Source organism: Allorhodopirellula solitaria (assembly GCF_007859855.1).
Lineage (GTDB): Bacteria > Planctomycetota > Planctomycetia > Pirellulales > Pirellulaceae > Rhodopirellula > Rhodopirellula solitaria.
Genome location: NZ_SJPK01000002.1, coordinates 28798 through 49345 on the forward strand (window position 1 = coordinate 28798; position 20548 = coordinate 49345).

Genomic DNA, 20548 nt, shown 5'->3' on the forward strand with positions numbered 1-20548 from the left:
CCGAAGCCTTGAAAGAATAAAATCGGTGGGGGAATAATAAGGCGTGGCACAGGTAAGCTAAGTTACCTGAAGCCCGCCCATGGTGGTGGACACTTCCAGTCTAGTCCGTTTCAGATTCGTCCGAAAAAAGATCCAACAGAGCCGAATCGAACGCTTGGCCGACCGCTGATGGATCGTCCGATTGTGCCGATTCCGAACCCGAGGCCAGCGAATCAACAACCTGCTGTGCCCGGGCATTTCCTCCGGATTGGAGTTCAATGCCACCGGTCAACAGTTCGTCCAACGCAGTGGACGGGTCGTTGATCGTGGTGATCGCTGTTTGCTCAGATCGGTTGGATCGCGGTACCAGGTTCGCCGAACCCAGGTTGGCAGTCGAACCACTCGCGAACGCCTGCGTCGATGCAAACGCACCCTCGATGCCTCGCAGCCCCTCGGCCCCCGCGATCGCCACGCTCTCGCCAGCCAAATCAGACAACGCGCTCGGTGTGGCCAGCGGCTCGCCCGAGACAAGGGCACCGCTCGTGTCACGCCGGTTCAGCTCGTTGATCACCTGCAGGACATCCACAGTCGTGATGAATCCATCTCCGCTGACGTCGTAATAGTCTGGTGGAGGCGTGGTCAGCTCGGACACACTGAACGGTGACGTCGTATCCTCGCGAGCATTGATCAAGTTGAGAATTCGCAGTGCATCGATCGCACTGACGTATCCATCGCCCGTCACGTCGTACTGATCAACCGGGTTCTGGTAGATCGATTGATTGAACGTGATCGTCACGGGGATCGGGCTACTGAGGCGACCGGTATCGTCGATCAGTCGATAGGTAAACTGATCGGTTTGGCCTGGTACCGGTTGATTGTTGACATCCGTGCTCGCAGTGAACGAGAAGGCCCCGTCATCACGGCTGAGTAGATCCACCGTACCCGTGCCACCAGCAGGCTGTGTCAACGATCCGGGTGCAATTCGGATGGTGGAACCTGGATCAGGATCGCTGTCGTTGCGGAGCAAACCGAGCGACGGATCGGTAATCCGCAGCGTGCCACCGATGGGAACGGAGTAGGCATCCGGGCCAGTCACGTTGCCACGTGGAGCATCGGCGACCTCGTTGACGATGAAGTCGAACGAGTACGAATTGACGAAGGTACCATCGAAGGCTTCGATCTCAATTTGAACCTGTCCCGATTGATCTGGCTTCGGTTTCACCTGCAGTGTATCGCCGATGAAGCGAATCGACTCAATCAGCGGATCATTGGCGATATCGGACGCTGTCGGATTATTGATCGAACCGAGCCGCCGAACGCTGTAGGTCAGCGTGTCGTTGTCGGGATCAAAGAACAGACCTTCGGAATCAACCTGCAGTCGACGCAATTGCGCCAATGCGACGCCGTCTTCATCGATCACAGTTGGCTGCAAACTACCCAGCACGATCGGAGCATCCGGTGTTCCAATCACGTTGACATCAATCACTTGACTGACAGTCAACCCCGAAGGGTCCAACGCTTTGACGGTCAACGTCGTGCTACCGAATGCAAACGGCGTGAAGTTCACTGTCAGCATGTTGCCGCTAACCGATGCCTGGATCAGGCCGGTATCGCCCACGTCGGGTTGTGGGAACGTCAGCGTATCTCCATCGGCGTCGGTGAACCACGACGTGAGATCGAACGACGCCGTCTCATCGGGCAGTTTACGTTCTTGGAACTCAAGGGTTGTTTGGCCCTCTTCACCGCGAACGCCCACAAACTCAGGTGGGTTGTTGACGTTGCCGACAACGATCGTTGCTGTGGCGATGGATTCCGCACCGAGCGAATCGCGAACGATGTAATCAAAGCGATCCACACCACTGAAGTTCACACGGGGAGTGTAAACCAAGTTGTTGCCGACCTGAGCGATCTGGCCGCCCCCGCCTTCGGTACGGCGATAGGGCACCACGCTCCCGTTCTCAATGGATGTGAACTGGTCCGGCACCAAACTAATCGTTTGGTTCTGCGGAGGTGCCACTTCGTCGGCTGGCCCCGCCGTGTCATTCTCCAGAATACCGGTGATGGTTTGACCGTCGACGACCACCGACCCCGTAATCGGAATCGTCAGCGCCGGATCGCTTGCTGCAATGCGTTCAGCCGTTTGGTAGGTCTCGCCATTGAGCCGTGGATTGTCGTTGATCGGATCAATGGTGATTTCGACTCGCCCCATGGCCGTCGCCGATTGGCTGACGATCGCACCGGGGATCGTGCTGAGCAGACGATCGGCCACCGTGTAGGTGAACGAATCAGGATTTTGACCGTTGTAGTCGGCCGGCGGCGTGTAGAGGATCGTCCGGCCACCCGCGCCGATCGCCAACGATCCGCCCTGAGCCGTCTGGAACGCGGTCGTCCCCGTCCCCGCACTCTCGAAGAACAGAACCTGCTCTTGAGGTTCATCGCCTGGACCGGCAATGTAGTAGGGATCGATCAGATCGCTCGCATCGAAGACAACTGGCCCGAGGCTCGTTTGATCCTCCTGGCTAACCACGTTGTCTTCGTTGATCGTGGTGGTCGTGAGCACGTCACTCTCATCGACACCGGGTTTGAGTGTCGGTGCGTCGTTGACTGGCGTGACCGTGATCGTTGCTGAAATCCGTTGCGGACTGACCAATTGATTCTCAGGAGCCCCTGGAACGACGTCCGTCACGCGGGCACTGAAAACCACCTCGCCAGCATAATCGTCGTCGGCATCGAAGGTGAACGTGCCGTTGGACATAACCGTGAGTGTGCCAGCGAACTGGCCGGACTCAGAGAAGATGTCCTGAGTCCCCACGTCGTCAGCAAAAATCTGCACACCACCGGGAGTCCCCGTGGTGACACCGACGAGCAAACCGTTGTTGTTGTCGAATGCATCGTCGCCCAAATCGTCGCTAGCCTGCAGGAACCCACCTTCAGGAACACTGTATAGCGGATTCGGATTGCCGATCGCCGGTGGCTCACCACCGACCAACCGGACCAGGTAGTCTTCCACCTCGCCGCTCAGTGCCAATCCAACAGGGGAACCGGTACCCGTGCGAGAAACACGGAAACGAGCATACGTATCAGCCGATTCACCCGCAGCCAGTTTGGGTGCTGTCTCTGGGATCGTGATTTGGAAAGATCGTTCCGTTGTGCCGTCACCAAAGATGGCGGCGTTGGCGCCGCTGCTGTCAGTGGCCAGGTCGGGTGAAATCACCAACTCGCCTGGATCATCCCAATCACCATCGGCGTTGAAGTCAATCCAGCCTTCGAGCATCCCGGCGCCCGTCACCACCACGCTCACCGTTGTCGTGAGGTTCGCGTTGAAGACGCCCTCGGGGTTGCCTTCGCTTGAGAACGTCACACCGTCCTCATCATCACCGCTGACCTCCACGACTACCGCGCCCGTGGCGGGATCGCTTACCGACGCGACGCTCGCTGGATTCAAAGGACTGATTTCAATCGCCCCTTCGATCGCCGTTGCGATCGCTTCTTTCGTTGCGTCGGCGGGGACCGCGACTGCGTAATTGTCCTCGTCGAAGATACCGTCTGTATCCAACTCGAAGGTAGCGATCGCTGAACCGGTATCGATGGTGAAGGTTTCTCCATCGAACTGGGACAGGTCGTCGACGTCGTTCGGATTGATGTCGACGCTCACCACGCCCTCGTCGAGGCTGGTTACGAACACGTTCCCACCGCCACTGACGGAGATCGTCAGATCGTCACCATCGGCCGTTCGGACGCTCAATCCGTCCAACTCGGCATCCACACTCGCACCCAACATCGGACCATTTCCGATGATATGCCGGGCACCGTTCTGGTTCAGTCGAGTCGGATAACGCCCGGCGACCGATCCCACTGGGTCAGGTGCGTCACCATAGTCCAACGCAATATCGGACAGATTGATCGTGAACTGAGTGGTGCGGTCAGTCCGATTGGGCTGCAACGGGTTGCCGACCAAATCCTTGATCGCGGGCAAGTAGTAGTTCTCAACCGGCCCAGCGATGATCGAGGCATTCTCGACGAATAGAGTGTTGCCACCGCGATCTTCGGCCACCAACGTGGTCGTCGGCAGTTCTCCCGGCTTGTTGACACTATTGAGCTGACGCAGCAAGACCTGATTGACCGCTTCGGCATCGAACAGAGGCGAGATCGTGACCGGAATCGCTCCACCGGGAACGCCGATAACATTCAGCGTCGGGGCAGCAGATGTATCCACTTGAGTCCCCGGCAGATCGTTCAAGATCACCGCACCGGTGGGGATACCATTATCATCGAGTTCGGCGATCGGGTAGACCGTGCCGTCCTCGCCTGGGGTGAATCGCAAGCCACCTGTGTTATTGCGGATCGCCGCCGCCAAACTCTCGGCGATGTCGCCGGGGGTGCTGGTCGGCTGGAAGGACACTTGGACATTGCCCGGTTGGACGCCGCCACCATTCTCAACGGAATCGAACTCATAGGAAACCGACACGTCTCCCTGTCGGATGCGTAGAATTTCTCCGTCGCCGACAATGCCACGAACGATCTCGATAGCAGGGGTGCCGCTAATGCCGGGCAGCCCCGTATTGCTAACGCGGCTTCGGTCGGTTCGGCCGAGCGAAATCTGCGTTTCGTTGACGACCGTCGCGTCGAGTCCCACGGTGGAACCATTGATCGCCGCTGCAAATCGGTCCGCCAACACGTCCGCATCATCAGCCGTGCTATAAGGAATAATGACCGCACCGGGGATCCCCTGGCCAACCGGTGGCACACCACCGATGTCGAACTGGAAGATCACATCGTTGCCAACGGGATCCGTGATAATGAACACACTACCGTTGGTAATGCTATTGCCACCAAGGACAGGCATCGTCAACAGCAACGGCCCAAAGACCTGAACCGTACTGCTGCCGCTGACACCAGGCTCACCGCGAACCTCGAGCGAACTATCTGGCGAGACACTGAGCGTGAGTGGGTTGTTGACGTCCACGTTGACGGAGACCTGGCCGGGTGCCACCGTATCGCTGCCAGGCAGCAAACCAGCAATCGCAACGTCACCATCGACGGTGCCATCATCATCGGTATCGCCCGAGAGCACGTTGAGTGCCGCGGCAACCTTGTCAGCCAATTCGGTGGCGGTGTCTGTGAGCGAGTACAACACCTGAACGTTGCCCGCCGTCACACCATCGCCGTTTGGATCGGCATCAGTCACCAAATCGAACTCGATCGTTTGCCGTTCCTCAAACGTGGCCGTATCCGTCAATCCAACCCCGTTGTACTCCGAGAGGATGCGGGCTGTTTGCCCATCGGGGATACTCATGAATACGAATTCATCTTGAGCAACGGGGGCGACATCGATGCCTCGTGAGTCCATTGCCGCCGCAATACGGCGAGCGAGCTCATCGCGAGAAACATAGAACTCGCTAGTCGTCCCGTTCTCATTGACCACCGTCTCGGTGACATCGATCGCGATGTTACCAGCGGAAACTTCGGGTGGATCAACGTCACTGGTGTCAAACTCAAAGTTGTACAGCTCTGGCAGTTCGTCACCATCGCGTAGTTCGAGCGTGAACAGCGTTCCATCGAGAGGCGTGGCAATGGTGCCGACCTCGAATCCAGCCGGATACGTATTGTTGACGACGATCGCCGTCGACGGTGGCTCAGGAGCCCGACTGACTCGAATCGCATCGCCATCGAGGAGCGGACGTGCCAAGCCGACCAGTCGCAATTGACCTGCGGAGACATTGGCGAATCCGATCGCGGGAAGATCGAGATAAACCGACGCTCCATCTACCGTAGGGGTCAATCCCAGGTCCGCGTCCGCGATAGTCTCGCCGATGATCTGGGCGATTTCTGCACCGCCGAGATCGCCCAAGCTTGTGTCGAGGACAACCGGGATGGCACTGCTATTGTTGAGCTGGGCGTCGAGAGTGAACTCGAAGGATTGCTGAGCATTGCCGTTTCCAATGGTGAACGAGTCTCCATCTTCGATACCGTTGGCACCGGTGCCAATCGCAGGGACCTCGAAAGCCAACGTGCGGGCGTCTTGATCGAGACCGCCACCGGATGTGTCGACGACGACACCCGTCGGGGCGCCCAATACGACGCGGCTACCATCCACCTCGACCGCGAAATCAAACGCAGCGGCTCGGCTCGGTGGCAGTTCGCCCGTCTCGTTGTCGTTGCGACGTTCTTGGGTGATTGCCGTTTCAATGCTCACGGCGATCTGTTCGAGATAATCCGCCCGCCCTGCAGCATCCGTCGGCGTGGGGATCGTGGGCAAGCTATCCAGACGTAACGAGACACCCTGCGCCGGTGATGGTGCTGGTCCCGAAACAAACGAATCTGGCTTGTCGGTGATCTCAACAGTCGGTCCACCCGACTGAGAGGTGATGATCAGGTTGCTCAAATCATCATCTGGGACACCGACGAACACGTCATCGATCCCATTGTTGCTCAGAGTGTCCGAGATGACCTGGTTCAAGGCGAAGATGCTACCTTCGATGGGGTCAGCAGGGTTGAACGTGACCGCGATCGCACCACCGGTCGCCACATCGCCTTCGTTGACAAACTGGAAGACAAAGTTGTCGTTGCCGATCTTCAACTCGACATCGTCACCGACCAAAGATTCCGTAGGCAGGGCAATCCGCCGTGAACCCGGCAAGAGCACACCATCGGTATCAAACTCAAACACCGTGGGTTCATTGACACCATCGGAAATCTGGAAAATGTCACCATCGCGAAGTCCACCCGCATCCGTACCGACACTCGGAACGATCAAAGTGGGGGCTTCGGGAAGGAGCAGTTGATAGCCCGATTCAAACTCGAACACCACCGTGCCACCGTCGGAATCCGTGACGCGAATCTGATCGCCATCGGCTACCTGACTTGGATCCGGAGCGATGACCACGCTGCGGTCGCGGTTGTTCAGAGCCACTCGGTACGAGCGATCATCTCGCCACACACCCGCCAACGGAATCAGCGTGATGGTGTTGCTCGTCTCGTCATAGCTGAACGTGTAGTCGACGCCTTCGGTCAGCAGTCGATCGTTTTCGAAGACCGTGATGTTGGCACCGGTCTTACGCAAACCAGGAATCTCGGCCACCATCAATGTGCTGTCATCGATGCCGATCCCGGTAAATGGGTTGGAGGCATCGCCGGTATCTACCAACTGAATCCGGAACTCGCCCAACGTACCGGTACCACGCTGAATGAAGCTGGTAGTGATATCGGTATCGAGGCCCGCCGCATCATTGTCACGCGGGTTCAGAGCGACCGCCACGGGTCCGATGAAGTCAGCGAGTTCTGAGCTGCCGCGGTCCTTGAACACCGATTGCCCCGAACCACCTGGGGTGGAGAAGTTCGGATTGTCAGCTCGCAGGACACCGTTGACATCTCGATCCGGTGCCAAAACATTGCTCGTCGGCAGACCCACGGCAGACTTCACCGCGGAGAACGCGCCTCGCTCATTGAGACTGCTCGTCGCGCTATCGATCAGTTTCGATCCGTCGGCTGGCAAGAAGTTATTGCCGGCGGCGTCCGCAATCAACGGCTCGTCTGGATCGATGAAGAAGTTGAAGTCATCGGATTGCAATGCAACATTGGTAGCACCGACCACATCATCAGTTGAGAGTGATGTGTCGACCACGTCGAATGGAGGCGTAGGATCGATCGGCCAGGTCAAATCAAAGCGAATTTCGCTGTTGCGAGACTCGTCGTTTTGGAAGACGTTGCCGTTGACGATCACCTCTTGAGGCTTGATGAAATCATCCCCCGCAGTCTGCACGCGTTTGCCGAATCCAAAGAAATTGGTTTCGTCGACCACGATGCTTTGATGCAAGTTCGACAACACGTTGTTCATCAACGTTGGCGAGGCGCCTCCAGTCACCCAGATCCCGCTTTCCAGAATCAGTTGGTCACTGTTCTCTGCAAACTCAGGGCGGTTATTGCTCAGCGTCCGGTACTCATTCGTCGTCAGCTTCAAGCCGGCCGCAATCGCTTCAGGACTCAACTCAATCTCCGCGACGTTGTTGAACAACACGTAGAGTTCGGTCGATGCAAAACCATCAGTCAGGGCGTTGCCTGCGGAAATGGTCGATAGCGGACTCTCTGTCCGATCCACCCCGAAACCCAAGGGGAAATCGCTGTCGGATTGGTCAAAGAAGTGCAGTGGGAACAGGCTTCGCGTGATCCCCGGCCGCCGACTCGGATCCGACAGGTTCACGATGCCAGCATTGTCGCCATCCTGGCCTCCCAGCGCGAGGGCCGTGGCGCGAGTGATCGGTCCCGAGCGACCGCCCGGTCCATTGCCGTTCTCATAGTTGGGTAGTGCGGGGATATCCGCACCCGAGAGCTCATCCTGCAATCCGGTGATCGCGTTGGCGATCGAATCCATGATCGTGGGGACCCGGTATCCACCGTCGAGCACACCTGTGTAGAGCGGAATGTTGTAATTGCCGTTGCCTAACACGATTCCATTGGTGGAGGACGTGAATTCGAACGTCAATTGATTGCCCACGGTGTTGGGCACGCCGCCACTGACTGGGAAATTCGGATAGTCGCCGGCGAAGTCCGGAATCTGGGTGATCGTGAAGGTGGTGCCGACTAGATCAGCCGCCCGCGTGCCGGTTTGCACACTCTGACCCTCGTTGGCATCATCCAAACTCATCACGAATTGACGTGGTGTGTAGACCTCGATGCCGATCTCGTACTCACCGGTGGTAGTGCCACCGGTTCGCCCGGAGATGCTATTGGCGTCGTAGGCAGCATTCCCTGCCGAGCTAACACCAATGAAATAGGTGCCCGTCTTCAGTGCCGTGAAATCAACAAACGGATCACGACCGTTGAGCGGGTCGGCGACGACGCCGGGGCGGTTGCTAGCCGGGTCGGCAAATGCGGTCGACAGGGGGTCCAAGTGGCCGGGAGCAGCCCCGTTGTCAGCAACTCTCGTTTCGTTGGCGGCACCCGCATTGAGTACTTGACGTTCGCCAAATTGGTCAAAGATCTGAATGATCGTGTCGGGACCACCTTCATCGGTATCGATATCAACGGCCAATCGATCGCCAACGCCCAACTCCACCTTATAGAAGTCGACGTCATTCTCGTCGGCAACGCCAGCCAGTGCGGCGGGCAGGGTTAGCTCTGGGAATACCAAGCTGATGAATAGTTGGTCGGCCGCCGTGATCGCTTGGCCTCCAGTCAGATTGACGAGCAATTGGGTATCGGTGAAGGAAACATCCACCCCAATGGTCGACGCGTCACTGACCTCGACACTCTGCAGTTCACTGAAATCGCCTTCAAAGATATAGCCATTGAAGGTTCCTTCTTCGACAACGCCAGCCTCCGTATAGTCGACTGTAATGGCGGCATTGCTAATGCCAATGTTGGCATTGACCGTCGTGGTCGGAGCCCCGTCAGTGGCGGCCGAATTGATGTCGGGGAACTCAGTCCCCACACCGACTACCGCGGACTGGGCATTGGTCACATTGGCACCGTCAAAGACCGTGCGGAATGTGATCGTTTGATTGGTCAATCCCTGCGGGATGCTGTAGCCGATCGCACCCGGCTGAACGTAAGGTCCGGTATGAGCGCGTCCCACGTGAGTTACCGTCGCATCGCTGAGGACGTCATTGTCATCAGCACTCGCGTCGCCGGGGTTCAGCGATTCCGTGCCATCGGCACCATAAATGGTGTTGTTGATCACCCGAGCGAACGGCTGGGGTGCTTCGGCAATGGGTGCTTCGCCGACAGTACTGTCATTAATCAACTGCGGAGCGTTGCCCACCGAATAGGCCGACGTGAAGTAAATATTGCTAACACCTTCGAGATAAACCGCTGCCGACGGGAATGATTCCGGTGTCCGAGCAAACTGTTCGAGGAATCCATCTCGATACTCCAAAGACGGGCCCAAGGTTGCCGTGACAAGTTCCGCCATCCCATTGGACACCAGAATACTGCCCTGAATTGCCTGCTGGATGGAGAGCATGAGTTCAAACGAACTGTATCCCTCCGTACGCAAGTTGTTGTAGGGAGGTCCACCTGCAGCATGCCGATAATAGATCGGCACGTGACCATCGACCCAACCGTTACCGCCCAACACACCACTACCACCATCGATCGTCGGTGCGCCAGCGATGTCTTCGAACTCAAAGACGACCCGGGTCCCACCGGCATCAATGGCCATCGCATAGCCATCGGGCAAATCCGATGGATTCGTCAAGACTTCGAGGAGATCGGCGTCGGCACCCGCAAACAGCGTTGTTTCATCGATCACGAATGGTCGAGGCTCGCCCTGGATCTTGATGCCAGACAAACCGGCCTGATCGATCGTGTTATTTCGTACGACGACACCGGTGCTCAGTCCACCTTCGACAGAATTATTGAGCGTTGGTAGGTTTCTCGCGACGCCCAAGGAGGGATTGCCAACAGGTGGCAACTGCAAGAACGGATGGGGATCCGTCACCGTGCGATCGAGACCGTAAACATCGTCTGCATTGCCAAAGAAATTATTTCCGAAGAAGAATCCATCCGGGTTGGCACGGATGTCCTCAGGGTCTGTGGCGCGGTCGCCCGGCTCGGACCAAATACCGATCGCATGGACATCGCTGATCGTATTATTCTCAATGATCACCTGTCCTTGTGTGCGAGTGAAATTCGTATCGCCAACACCGTTGAAGAGTACCGCAGGCATGAAGATCCGACGTTCGTTGTCCTCGGTCATCTCCGATTCGAGGTCCTCGCCGGGGCCGGGTGCGTCGGTGAACGAATCGAGCGGCTCAAACGTGCCCGATACAATCCCGATCAGACTCAAGCGATTGCTAGTCATCGTTTCTGTGTCCAGCCCCGAAGCGGACGCGGCCTCCACATTGAGTCGATTGGAATCGTTGATCGCCGCACGCAGCTTCATCGCAACTTCGGCGGAAGTATCGGTGGGCAAGAACGGCAGCCGTAGGTTGCCGAATCCTGCCGACCCATCGGTATCAAATTCGATCACTTGAGTCGTGATGCCATCGCTCAGCTCAAACGTATCGCCGTCTGCAATCTGCGAACCGGCGGGCACGATCAACGTGACTTCCTGAGCATGACGATCGTTCGTATCAAAGGAAGCGGTTAGCTGCTGCGAATTGAATTCGGGCGTTGCGAAAGTCGTCGCCCGCCGTGCTTCGAGTTGATACTCACCGGCCGGGCCACTGCTGAACCCAGTCGTCTGGAAAGCGGTTTCACCGGGAATAGCGTTGAAGATCGTTTCACCACGTTCAGCAAAGCCGACGATGAAATCATCCAAGAACAGACCGTCAACATCCGGCAGTGGAACCGTGTCACCTTCGTACTCAAATTCGAATCGAATGTCGGTATCGCCCGCAAAGGCACAGAGGTCCACGATCTGCTGGTGCCACTCGCCGTCACCGAGGAAGTCACCGCCGAACTGATTGTTCAACGCCTCCGGACTGTCCGAGAGATTGCTCAACGTGACGCCGGTCGGATTCTCAGCGCTGGTGATCGTCAAGCTGACGTCGTCCGTGGGGCTGTCCCACAGGTAGTTGAAATAGAATCGCGGCAGGTCAGCGGCGACGTAACCGGTCAGGTCAAAGGCGTCGCTCCGCAGCCTCCCGGAGGACTCGTCATTGCGGTTGAGGAACAAACTCTGGTTCGTGCTGAGCCCCGCGTCGACCTCTTGGCCTTCGACCGAGACGTGCAACAAGTAGCGGCCCGAAATCGGAACGTCCTCGGGATCGCTGGTAACGTTGACAACGCCCGCATCGGTAATATCGACGGCGGTATCCGTATTGACGACCCCGATGAAATAGACGCCCGCATCGAGAAAACCATCGAAAAACGGATCCCGACTGCGGCCGATCACATCGCCGTCTTCAAAGACAAATCCTGCGCCGAGACTGCCGAGTTGGCCGGCGTTTGGATTCGAGTCGAGAATCCGACCGGGAGGTGTGAGGACCTCTGGCGTTGCATCAATGATCACCAAGTCCACATCAACACTGTCGAAGTCACGGACAAATCCCTCACCAGGCTCTTGGTCATTGGGATTATCGACGTCCTCACCCTGGAACGGGTTGTATCCCTCATCGACGTCCAAAATGACGCGGGTGCTATTGTTGGGCACAACCAACTGATAGAAGTCCGAGATATCGCCACCCATCCCACCTTCAATCGTGAGGTGGGGAATGGTGTTGGCGGTATAGTCAAAGCTACCGCCAATCTGCGGATTGTTCCCGAGTGAAAAATTGAGGGAATTGAGGTCGAGAGCGCCCACGGGTGACTGTGACCCGTCGGGGATCGCTTGGGCCGAGGTGTACGGCGCTGGAACGAAGAAAGTCGACGTTCCGATCTCGCTGTAGAGCGTTTGATCACGCCCAGTCTGAGCAATGTTGCTGTCATCGAAGTTTCCGTAGACACCATGGCCAAACTCACCACCGCGTTGGACGGTCGTCGTGAACCCGCTGCCGACAATTTCAACCTCGTTGAACAGTTCATCGAAGCGAGGGCCACCAAAAACACTGTCGTTGGACGTCTCGCCGGGTGGAACGAAGGTATCGATGCGGTCCTCAAAGAGTCGTTGAACCGAGTTCACCGGTTCGCGCCGCGTGTCGTTATTGAACAATTCGCTCGGCACCTGGCTGTTGGCCGAAACTGCGACGTAGTAGGAACCTTCGGGTAATGAAACAGGCCCGATCAGTGGATCCGATGTCGAAATCGAACCGCGATCGAGTCGTTCGGCCAAGCTATCACTGTCACCCAAGGGACTCGTTTGATCCTCGGCCACGTTGCTGTCGGCGCCAAACAATACGAGCTGTGGTTGGGCGGGACCAAACTCACCATCGGAATCGTAATAGACACTGATATTCGTATCCGGCCGTGTCAGCCCTGACGCGTAATCGACATCAAATACAGTGGACAGATAGTTCTTGAGTTGCCCGGTCGTGGTCACCGAGGCGGCGAGATCGATCTGGTAGAAGTCGACATCATTATTGCTGCTCAGGGACCCCGCCACACTGATCACGGGATTCTTGCCTTCGAGCAGATTACCGATGTTCTGAGGACGGTTCTGCGGTGCGCCATTGTCCTCACCCAACGGTACCGTTTGCAGCGTGTCATTACTGGCAACAGTAAAGCCATTTTCGTTGACTTGCTCGTTCTCGCCAGCTTCTCCGAGCAAGGGTGATTCCCCTGGCAGGCCGCGGAGATGGATGCCCTGGTTGGCATAACGAATATCGGCGAAACGAACCACGCTGCCTGGATACTCTTGGTCTTCCTGCAATCGGATTTGAACTTGGTAGTTGCCACGACTGCCACCGGCAGTCGGATCCTCTGGATTATTCGAAGCACTGCGGACGCGGACGTAGTACACGCTCCGACTCTCCACACCACTGGCGTCACCGGGCAAGGCCACTCGGAAACCAGCATCTAGCGGATTCACACTGCCGTCATCGACATAATTTCCAAACACATCGAACTCGGTGTACTCGTCAGCGCGAGATTGCAGCGGTCCGACCATCCCCTCCACCGACGCATCGATAGCCATCGTATCGTTGGCACTGGAATTGTCGCTACGAGCCAGTACCGCGCCCGTGGAATCGAGCAGTTCGACGACCGTGTCCAACCCAAATGAGGTGTTATCGATGTCCACCCATACATTCGATCCGGCACTGCCGACGAAGCTATAGGTGTCCACATCATTCGGCTCAGATAGATACCCACTGACCTCGAAACCAAGTCTCCGATTTTCGTCACCGGTATTCAAATCCTGCGCCAAGTCGCCAAGGACTTGGGCTTGCTGAACGGTTCCATTCAAACCCGGTGCGACGTCGGTGGCGAGCTCTTGTTCGAGCACGACATCGACATTGCGGTCATTGCTGTACTGGTCCAACAGAATGCTTCGCCAATCATTTGATTGTGGGCGAGAGCCGTACGAGTCGCCGTTGGTATCGGTGAACTGCGTCCCGTCGACCGCGAGCCCGGCACCAACGGTATCATCCTTGTAGCTCGTCAAGACGACCGGTGCGCCTGGCAGACCGACAATCTGTACTGTCCCGCCGATGCGATCGTCGGCATCGCTCGTTTCACCCGTCGCCGTCAATCCGGTGCCGAGCGTTGGACTGTTGGGAGTACCACTGCCCATGAGTTTGACGACGAGAGACTCATTGGCGCGGCTCTGCAATCGCAATCCACCTGAACTCTGCATGTTGCCAACGGAGACACTCTCATGGAGCACGTGGACAATATCGGTATCGTCCCAAACCGATTCGGTGAGCAATTCGCCGCCGCGAATCACCAGCCCGCTGACCTGCTTGTCGGCATCGTCGTCCGCGGGCACGACATCGAAACGGTTCTGACGAATCAACGGTCCTTGGTTGTCATCAAGTTCCGAAAACGTGTCGACGCTTCCGGTTTGGCGGCCGGTGTCGCGCAAGTAGTCAGCGGTCATCGAATCGACATCGATGCCAATCACGCTCCCACGGTTATCGACAAAATCATTACCGACAATGACCGGTTGGCTACCACGGACAAAGATCACAGACGGATCCGACGCCAGACGCCCGCCGCGACCTGGATCGCCCGAACCACCTTGACCGCTTTCATTGAACTCAAAGCGGGAGTTGGTCACGCGACCATCGGCTTGCTGTAGCTCCAAGGGGGCGAATCCGTGACTCTCACCGCCCTCGACCAAACTGATCCCGCCGCCATAGGCAACGACGGCATGATCCAAACTGACGAGCGCATTGGGACCGGCATAAATCCCGGACCAATCTCCACGCTCGGCCTGTCGGGATCCCGTGATGGTGTCTGCGTCATTGTTGGTATCAAAGGTGCCGCCCGCTCCATAGCGATCATCTTGAGTGCTGGTGAAGACAATCGGCTTTGCCAACGTACCTTCGGCCAATAGCTGCGCACCGTGCCCCAATTCAATGCGAGCGCCAGTCAATTTCACAACCATCCCGGGATCGACAACGAGCGATGCATCGAGACGACCACGTCGGCCAACGTGATCCAGATCCAAGGTGCCCTCCGACGCCGCCCCCGTATCGGTGTAGGTTGACCGGGAACCATCGAGATCCGCAATCAGACGATATCCGTTGAGACTCTTGGAGACATCATCGACGTCGGCTGGATCGGTGAACTCAGCACGATACAACCGCCGCGAAACGTAATCCGTTCCGGCCGGGATCCGCGGTAGACCCGCCAACTGGATACTCGCTCCAGCCAGCGTTTCGCCGCTCGCTGCCGATTGAATCAACGCACTGGAAACGTCCGTCGCAGCGGATTCAAAACCATTGGCGTCGACGTACGTCATCAGATAAGAAACCGTCGAGGTGCCCGCTGGAAGGGAACCGCCGGTGAGCACCTGCGTAGAAGCCTGGGTCAGAGAGGGCTGCACCCCGTCGTCGATCGATCCACCCGGACTCCCCGCAACCACCAAGTTTTCAGCAATGAAGTGCACAATGCTGGTGTCGTCAAAACGCGCCGATGCAGTCAACTGCGTGGGTGGCGAGTTCGGCGTCACGATCGTCCGAATGAACAGTCCATTGATACTGTTATCGACCAGCACATTGTTGTGGATATCAGGACCAACCCGACTGTAGTCAGGCGTGAACGCACCGGCCTGTTGGAAGGCAGGCGTTCCAAAGGTGGTTTCTCGGAAACTATCCGGGGCAGCGCTGATCGCTGCGCTGCTGCTATGCGAAATTTCGTTGAACGTGATGTTTGGACGCAGATTGATCAACTCGATCGGGTTCACCGTCTGCTGCACCGAGTCCACTCGGATATCGCTAGCCCCACCATATCGAATTTCAGCATGGTTGACCGACTGCAGGAAAATACCTTCATCTTCGAGATCCCGTCGGCCGAGAGCCTGGTCGACGTCGCGGCGGAACACCAATCCACCCCAATCACCGGAACTCGGCGCCGGCGAGGTTCCCGCTCCGGCCTGGTCGGCTTCTCGATCGCGTGTACTTGTGAAAATGACGCTGCCATCGTCATACCCGAGGCCCGCGTCGTTGGCGTCACCCACGATTTTCTCAGCGGGGTCGGCCGCATTGAAGTCGACCAAACGCGGTGTTCCGAGCACCTGCAGGGCACCGCCACTGCGGTCGATCAACGCGCTGCTACTGCCAACGCTGATGCGAGCGGCGCGGAGCTTGAAAATGGCTCCGGCATCGATCATCGTCGTCACGCCCGCAGGGATCTCCATGTCGCGACCATCTTCGAGTACCTGGCCGCCAATTTCGCTGATCCCGAACTCATAGGCGAAGTTGTCGTCGGCGGTCGTCAAGTCTTGGTCCGAGCCACCGTTACCGACGACTCGCACGATGTCACCGTACTGCGTCGACTCAAAGGCGTTCACAACCGCGGGGTTATTGATGTTGTTAAACGGTGCATCGAGGCTGCCGTCGGCATTGGTGGCAGCGAGTTTGTCGACAAAAATCGTCCGGCCGAGGGTATCAACGCCCCGAAAATCATCGGAAAAGTCTATCGCTCGCTCACCGGCAAGCACCAAACTGGTGCCGCTAACCGTCGCCGTCACCCCGGTCGCGTCCTGCCGACCATTGATCGCCGTGGCGAGTAACTCAGCCAGATTCCCTGCCGGTGAATCATTGCCAGCGGTATTGCTATAGGAGACCGCGATATTGCCGGGGCGCGGAGAACCACCACCAATCGGAATGAATTCGTAAGTGCGGGTACTGCCGTTGCCACCGGTGACCGTGATCGTCTGCCGTGGCGTGATGGCTTCTCCATCGAGGGTGAAGTTCAACGTCCGCTGCTCGGGGCGGGTTTGGAACCAGAAATTGTTCACGCCACGCGGCACACCATCTCCATCGCCATCGAGCGGAGTCCCCGGGACCCCTTCGCGTGATCCATCGAGATCTCGAATCACATCAACCTCATCGACTTGAGGCTCAAACTTGATCCGCAGCTCGTACTCACCCTGCGTCAAGCCGCCAAAGCCACTGTCCTTGATCATGGGATCGTAGGTGTCGTTGCCACTCGCGGCGACGCCGATGTAATACACCCCTGCGCCGAGTGCCGCATTGAGGAAGGAATCCTCGCTGAAGTAATCGTCGTTGCGGGACAGTTGCTGCACGCCACCGCCCGACAAAACGACCGGGCTCGACTGCAGGTCATAGCCACTGATGTCCGTCGCTGGATCACCCTCGGCAAGACCGACCTGGACCAGACTGCTCGCGAATGCGTCGTTCTGCAGCGCATTGATCAAATCGCTCACCGGAACGCTATCAATGAACCGCCCTCGACGAGGCAAATCGACGAGGATTCCATTGGAAATCGGGTTGCCATTGAGATCCGTCAACTGCGAGATACGCACCTCGTCCTCACCGGCAGCCCGATCGCTCTCAATGAACTCCACGCGGACGCCGTTGCCGACCGCACCGACTTCGACAGCGTCGAATTGCACTTGCAGAGTTGGCCCGACCTTCAAATCCGTCGTAGCGCTAGCACGCACTTCCTGAAACAGCGTGAGGGTGGTGTCAAGCGAACTGGAGTCGGCCAGCCGCTCGGCATAGGTCTCCACACTGAGTTGCCCGATCCGGTCGGCGTCGTCCAAGTCGACTTCGAAGCGATACATATCGACGTCGACGCTATCGGGGCGATTGACGTACTGGCCGTGCAACACGTCTACATTGGACGGGAAAACCGGCTCCCAGTTGGGCAACTGGAAATCGTCGATATTATCGGGCAGGTAGACGATCGACCCTTCCGTCGTCGGCACCTCATCGGGCAGCACGATCGGATCGATCGGATCGTTCAAGAACCCGCGGAACTCTGGAAACTGTTCATCGAAGACCTGATAACTCGGCGAGGCCGGGTTGGTCGTCGGCGGCGTGATTGCTTGACCGAGCGAGCCGTCGCTCGGACGCCGCAACAGCGCCTCTTCATTGAACGCGTTAAGTGACATCAGCACTTGAGGCGACTGATCTGGAGCGGCTAACAACCCCAACAGAAAGCCCAGGCCAGCAGCGGCCTTACGCGTGAAGTCCTCACCATAATCGAGCCCAAAGTTCGCCTGGTTACTGAACACAATCGCGGCATTGGCTGCCGCTGAGGTCGAGTTATCGTTGACCGCCGGATCGACACGCACCGCAGCTTGCAACTGCGGCACCAAGGTAAAGCGCTGATCGTCTGGAAGAAACGCATTCGTCAACACGTCGCTTGTTTCACCCAAGGCAAACGTAATCCCCTGATCGGCCGTTTCGGTGAACTGCACGCCAATTTCATGGCTCCACAAATCCAAGACTTCGCGGATCCGCAGCTTCTGTGTGGGCGTGATTTGATTCAACGAGGAGGTCGAACCACTTTGGAAATAGACACCCTGGAAGTTGTATGGAATCTCCGTGATGCCAGCCTGAGTGTCCGCCCCGAAAGCCTCATTGATGTGCTCAATCAACAGGCGGTGCCCCGCATCACCATCGCCACCGGGCAACTCAATCGGAAGCTGCTTGGAGGAGATCGCATCGCGAATGACAAGACTCGTCAGCGCATCGGAGTCCCCGAAAGTACCGATATCGAGTGAAGTGCCGAACGTATCTCCCAATCCGGTCAACGTGATTGGGACCGCACCGACGAGATTCGACGGCAGCGGCAATCCTGCCGAACTGCTGCTGACTGAGATCGAAATGAGATCGCTGATCACAGGGTCAGCAGCAATCACATCGACCAAATCGCTCACCACCGGCGTGCCGCCGCCATAGTTGAAGACGATCACATCATCGGCATCCTGAGCAACTGACAACCCAGCCGCACCGGTATCAGTGAACCGGATCTGTTGCCCCGATGCGTCTTCACCAACATTGCGCGAAATGAATTGGAACGAGGCGCCATCCGCACCGAGCGATACAGTTGCCGATGGGGCCGTCACGAATTCCGTCGGCGGCACAATGAGATCCGCCCGCGCGTCGACCGCAGTCCCAATCCGCAACCGGAACGTACCACCGCCAACCGGAACACCCGGCAAATTATTGATGTCGGTGTCGAAAATCAGCCGCGCCGTGAAAGTGTCCGCGTCATAGATCACCTCGTTGGGCTGATAGAGCACGTCATCGGTCGTGCGAACCGTCTCCTGCGTCAGCAACAGCTGATAAAACCGCGGGTTCTCTGCAGAACGCTCGGTCGGATTGCCGTTGGCATCGTCCTCGGTGAACAGCGGGTCCTCATTGAAGTAGATCACCACCTCGTCGCGGTTCTGCGTCAGCGTGCCATCGGCGTTACGGACAACCGGCTGGGGGACAACCGACTCCACCAAAGCCCCCAGGTCGAGCTGGAAATCAATCGTTTCGGTGCGTGTGCCAGGCACTGAAGGCTGGATCAACTCTCCCTGCAGATTCCGCAGCCCAACGATAGGCGGCGAAGCGCTGGAATCGTCGTACCCATAGACGTTGATTCGGTAATTGTCATCGGGCAACGATTCCGCGAACCGAACGACAACTTCATTCTCATTCGGATCCCCCAGCGTCACCAAGCCCGGCTCAATCCGCACGTCGTCAGCGGTGCCAAACGCCCCATCGCGCCCGCTCCGCGTGATCTGAACCGCATCGAGCGTATTGGCATCGATTTGCTGATCTTCATCAAAACGGAACGTTAACACCTGCGGCGCCACATCACGCACATCGCCATTGTCGATCAGCTCGCCTTCGTTAGGCTGAACCCCGATCAGTTGGGGGCCAGCGAGCAGCTGCCGAGGCTCGAGCGTCTCAAGCAAATGCTGGCGACGCGATACCCGCGAAGCACCACGGCGTTTGCTCTCACGACGGCGCGAACGATCAGATCGCTCCGACGAAGCCGAGGGGGTCGATGAAACGGGGGAAGACGATGTATTTCGCTGACGCGAGGTCATAGACCGAACCTTCTTGGCAGAGCGGACGGCCGGCCGGCAACAGCCAGCAGAATTTGCTCGCTACGCCGGAGAACCGATGCACTTGTGTATGGATCTTGAAGCTCTCAATGGGTTAACTGCGTCGCACAACCAAGCCGAACACGGGCTTCACCTCCGCATTTCATGCCCCAGTCGACGACGCTAATCTGCCGCTGAGTATAGTTCCGCCATCCGCCGCCGCAAATTTTTACTGCGTCTTGGAATGCCATTACTTTCGACTCAACGGGCGGCCCCGTTCCGGATACCCGGTACGATTCCGCGGTCCTTTGGACGCAAGACATGGAGAAAAGTTCCCCCACAACTCGGCAAACGCCCAGTGTTTAGTTTTCAGCTTTCTCAACTGCGATAGCAAACACCAAAACCGCCATTGGGGGTAAAAAAGCGACCATTTGAGTGTCAGGCGACGAACTATTCGGCACGACCGATATCGCTGAGCACCAAAACCCACCCTCGCCCGAATCCGGTCGAGCCACCGGCGAAAAGCACCAACGCGCCTGCCCCACCCCGCGCCAGCCCAAAAGCACGCCACCCTGCAACAGCCACGCCACCAAGGACTGCACCGCTCACCACCCAGCTGAGCCAAAGGCCGTCAGGCCTCGGGTGACCCCAACCACTTCCAGACGCGGCCTCCACTGCCGCGCAGGCGCACCCGATGCTAGGCAGGCGTACCCGATGCTGCGCAGGCGTACCCGA

The 20548-nt window shown here is 57.6% G+C and carries 1 protein-coding gene; it reads right to left on the reverse strand.

The window, feature by feature from the left end; translation table 11 throughout:
• Window positions 1-100 precede the first annotated feature (100 nt).
• The gene (locus CA85_RS03570; protein WP_246112471.1) at window positions 101-19816 is read right to left on the reverse strand and encodes a GEVED domain-containing protein; all 19716 of its coding nucleotides are present in this window, start codon (window positions 19814-19816) and stop codon (window positions 101-103) included.
• Window positions 19817-20548 lie beyond the last annotated feature (732 nt).

Excerpts from the sequence above, each read along its gene's own strand:
- CA85_RS03570 (WP_246112471.1), bottom strand. The coding sequence starts at position 19,816 with ATGACCTCGCGTCAGCGAAATACATCGTCTTCCCCCGTTTCATCGACC.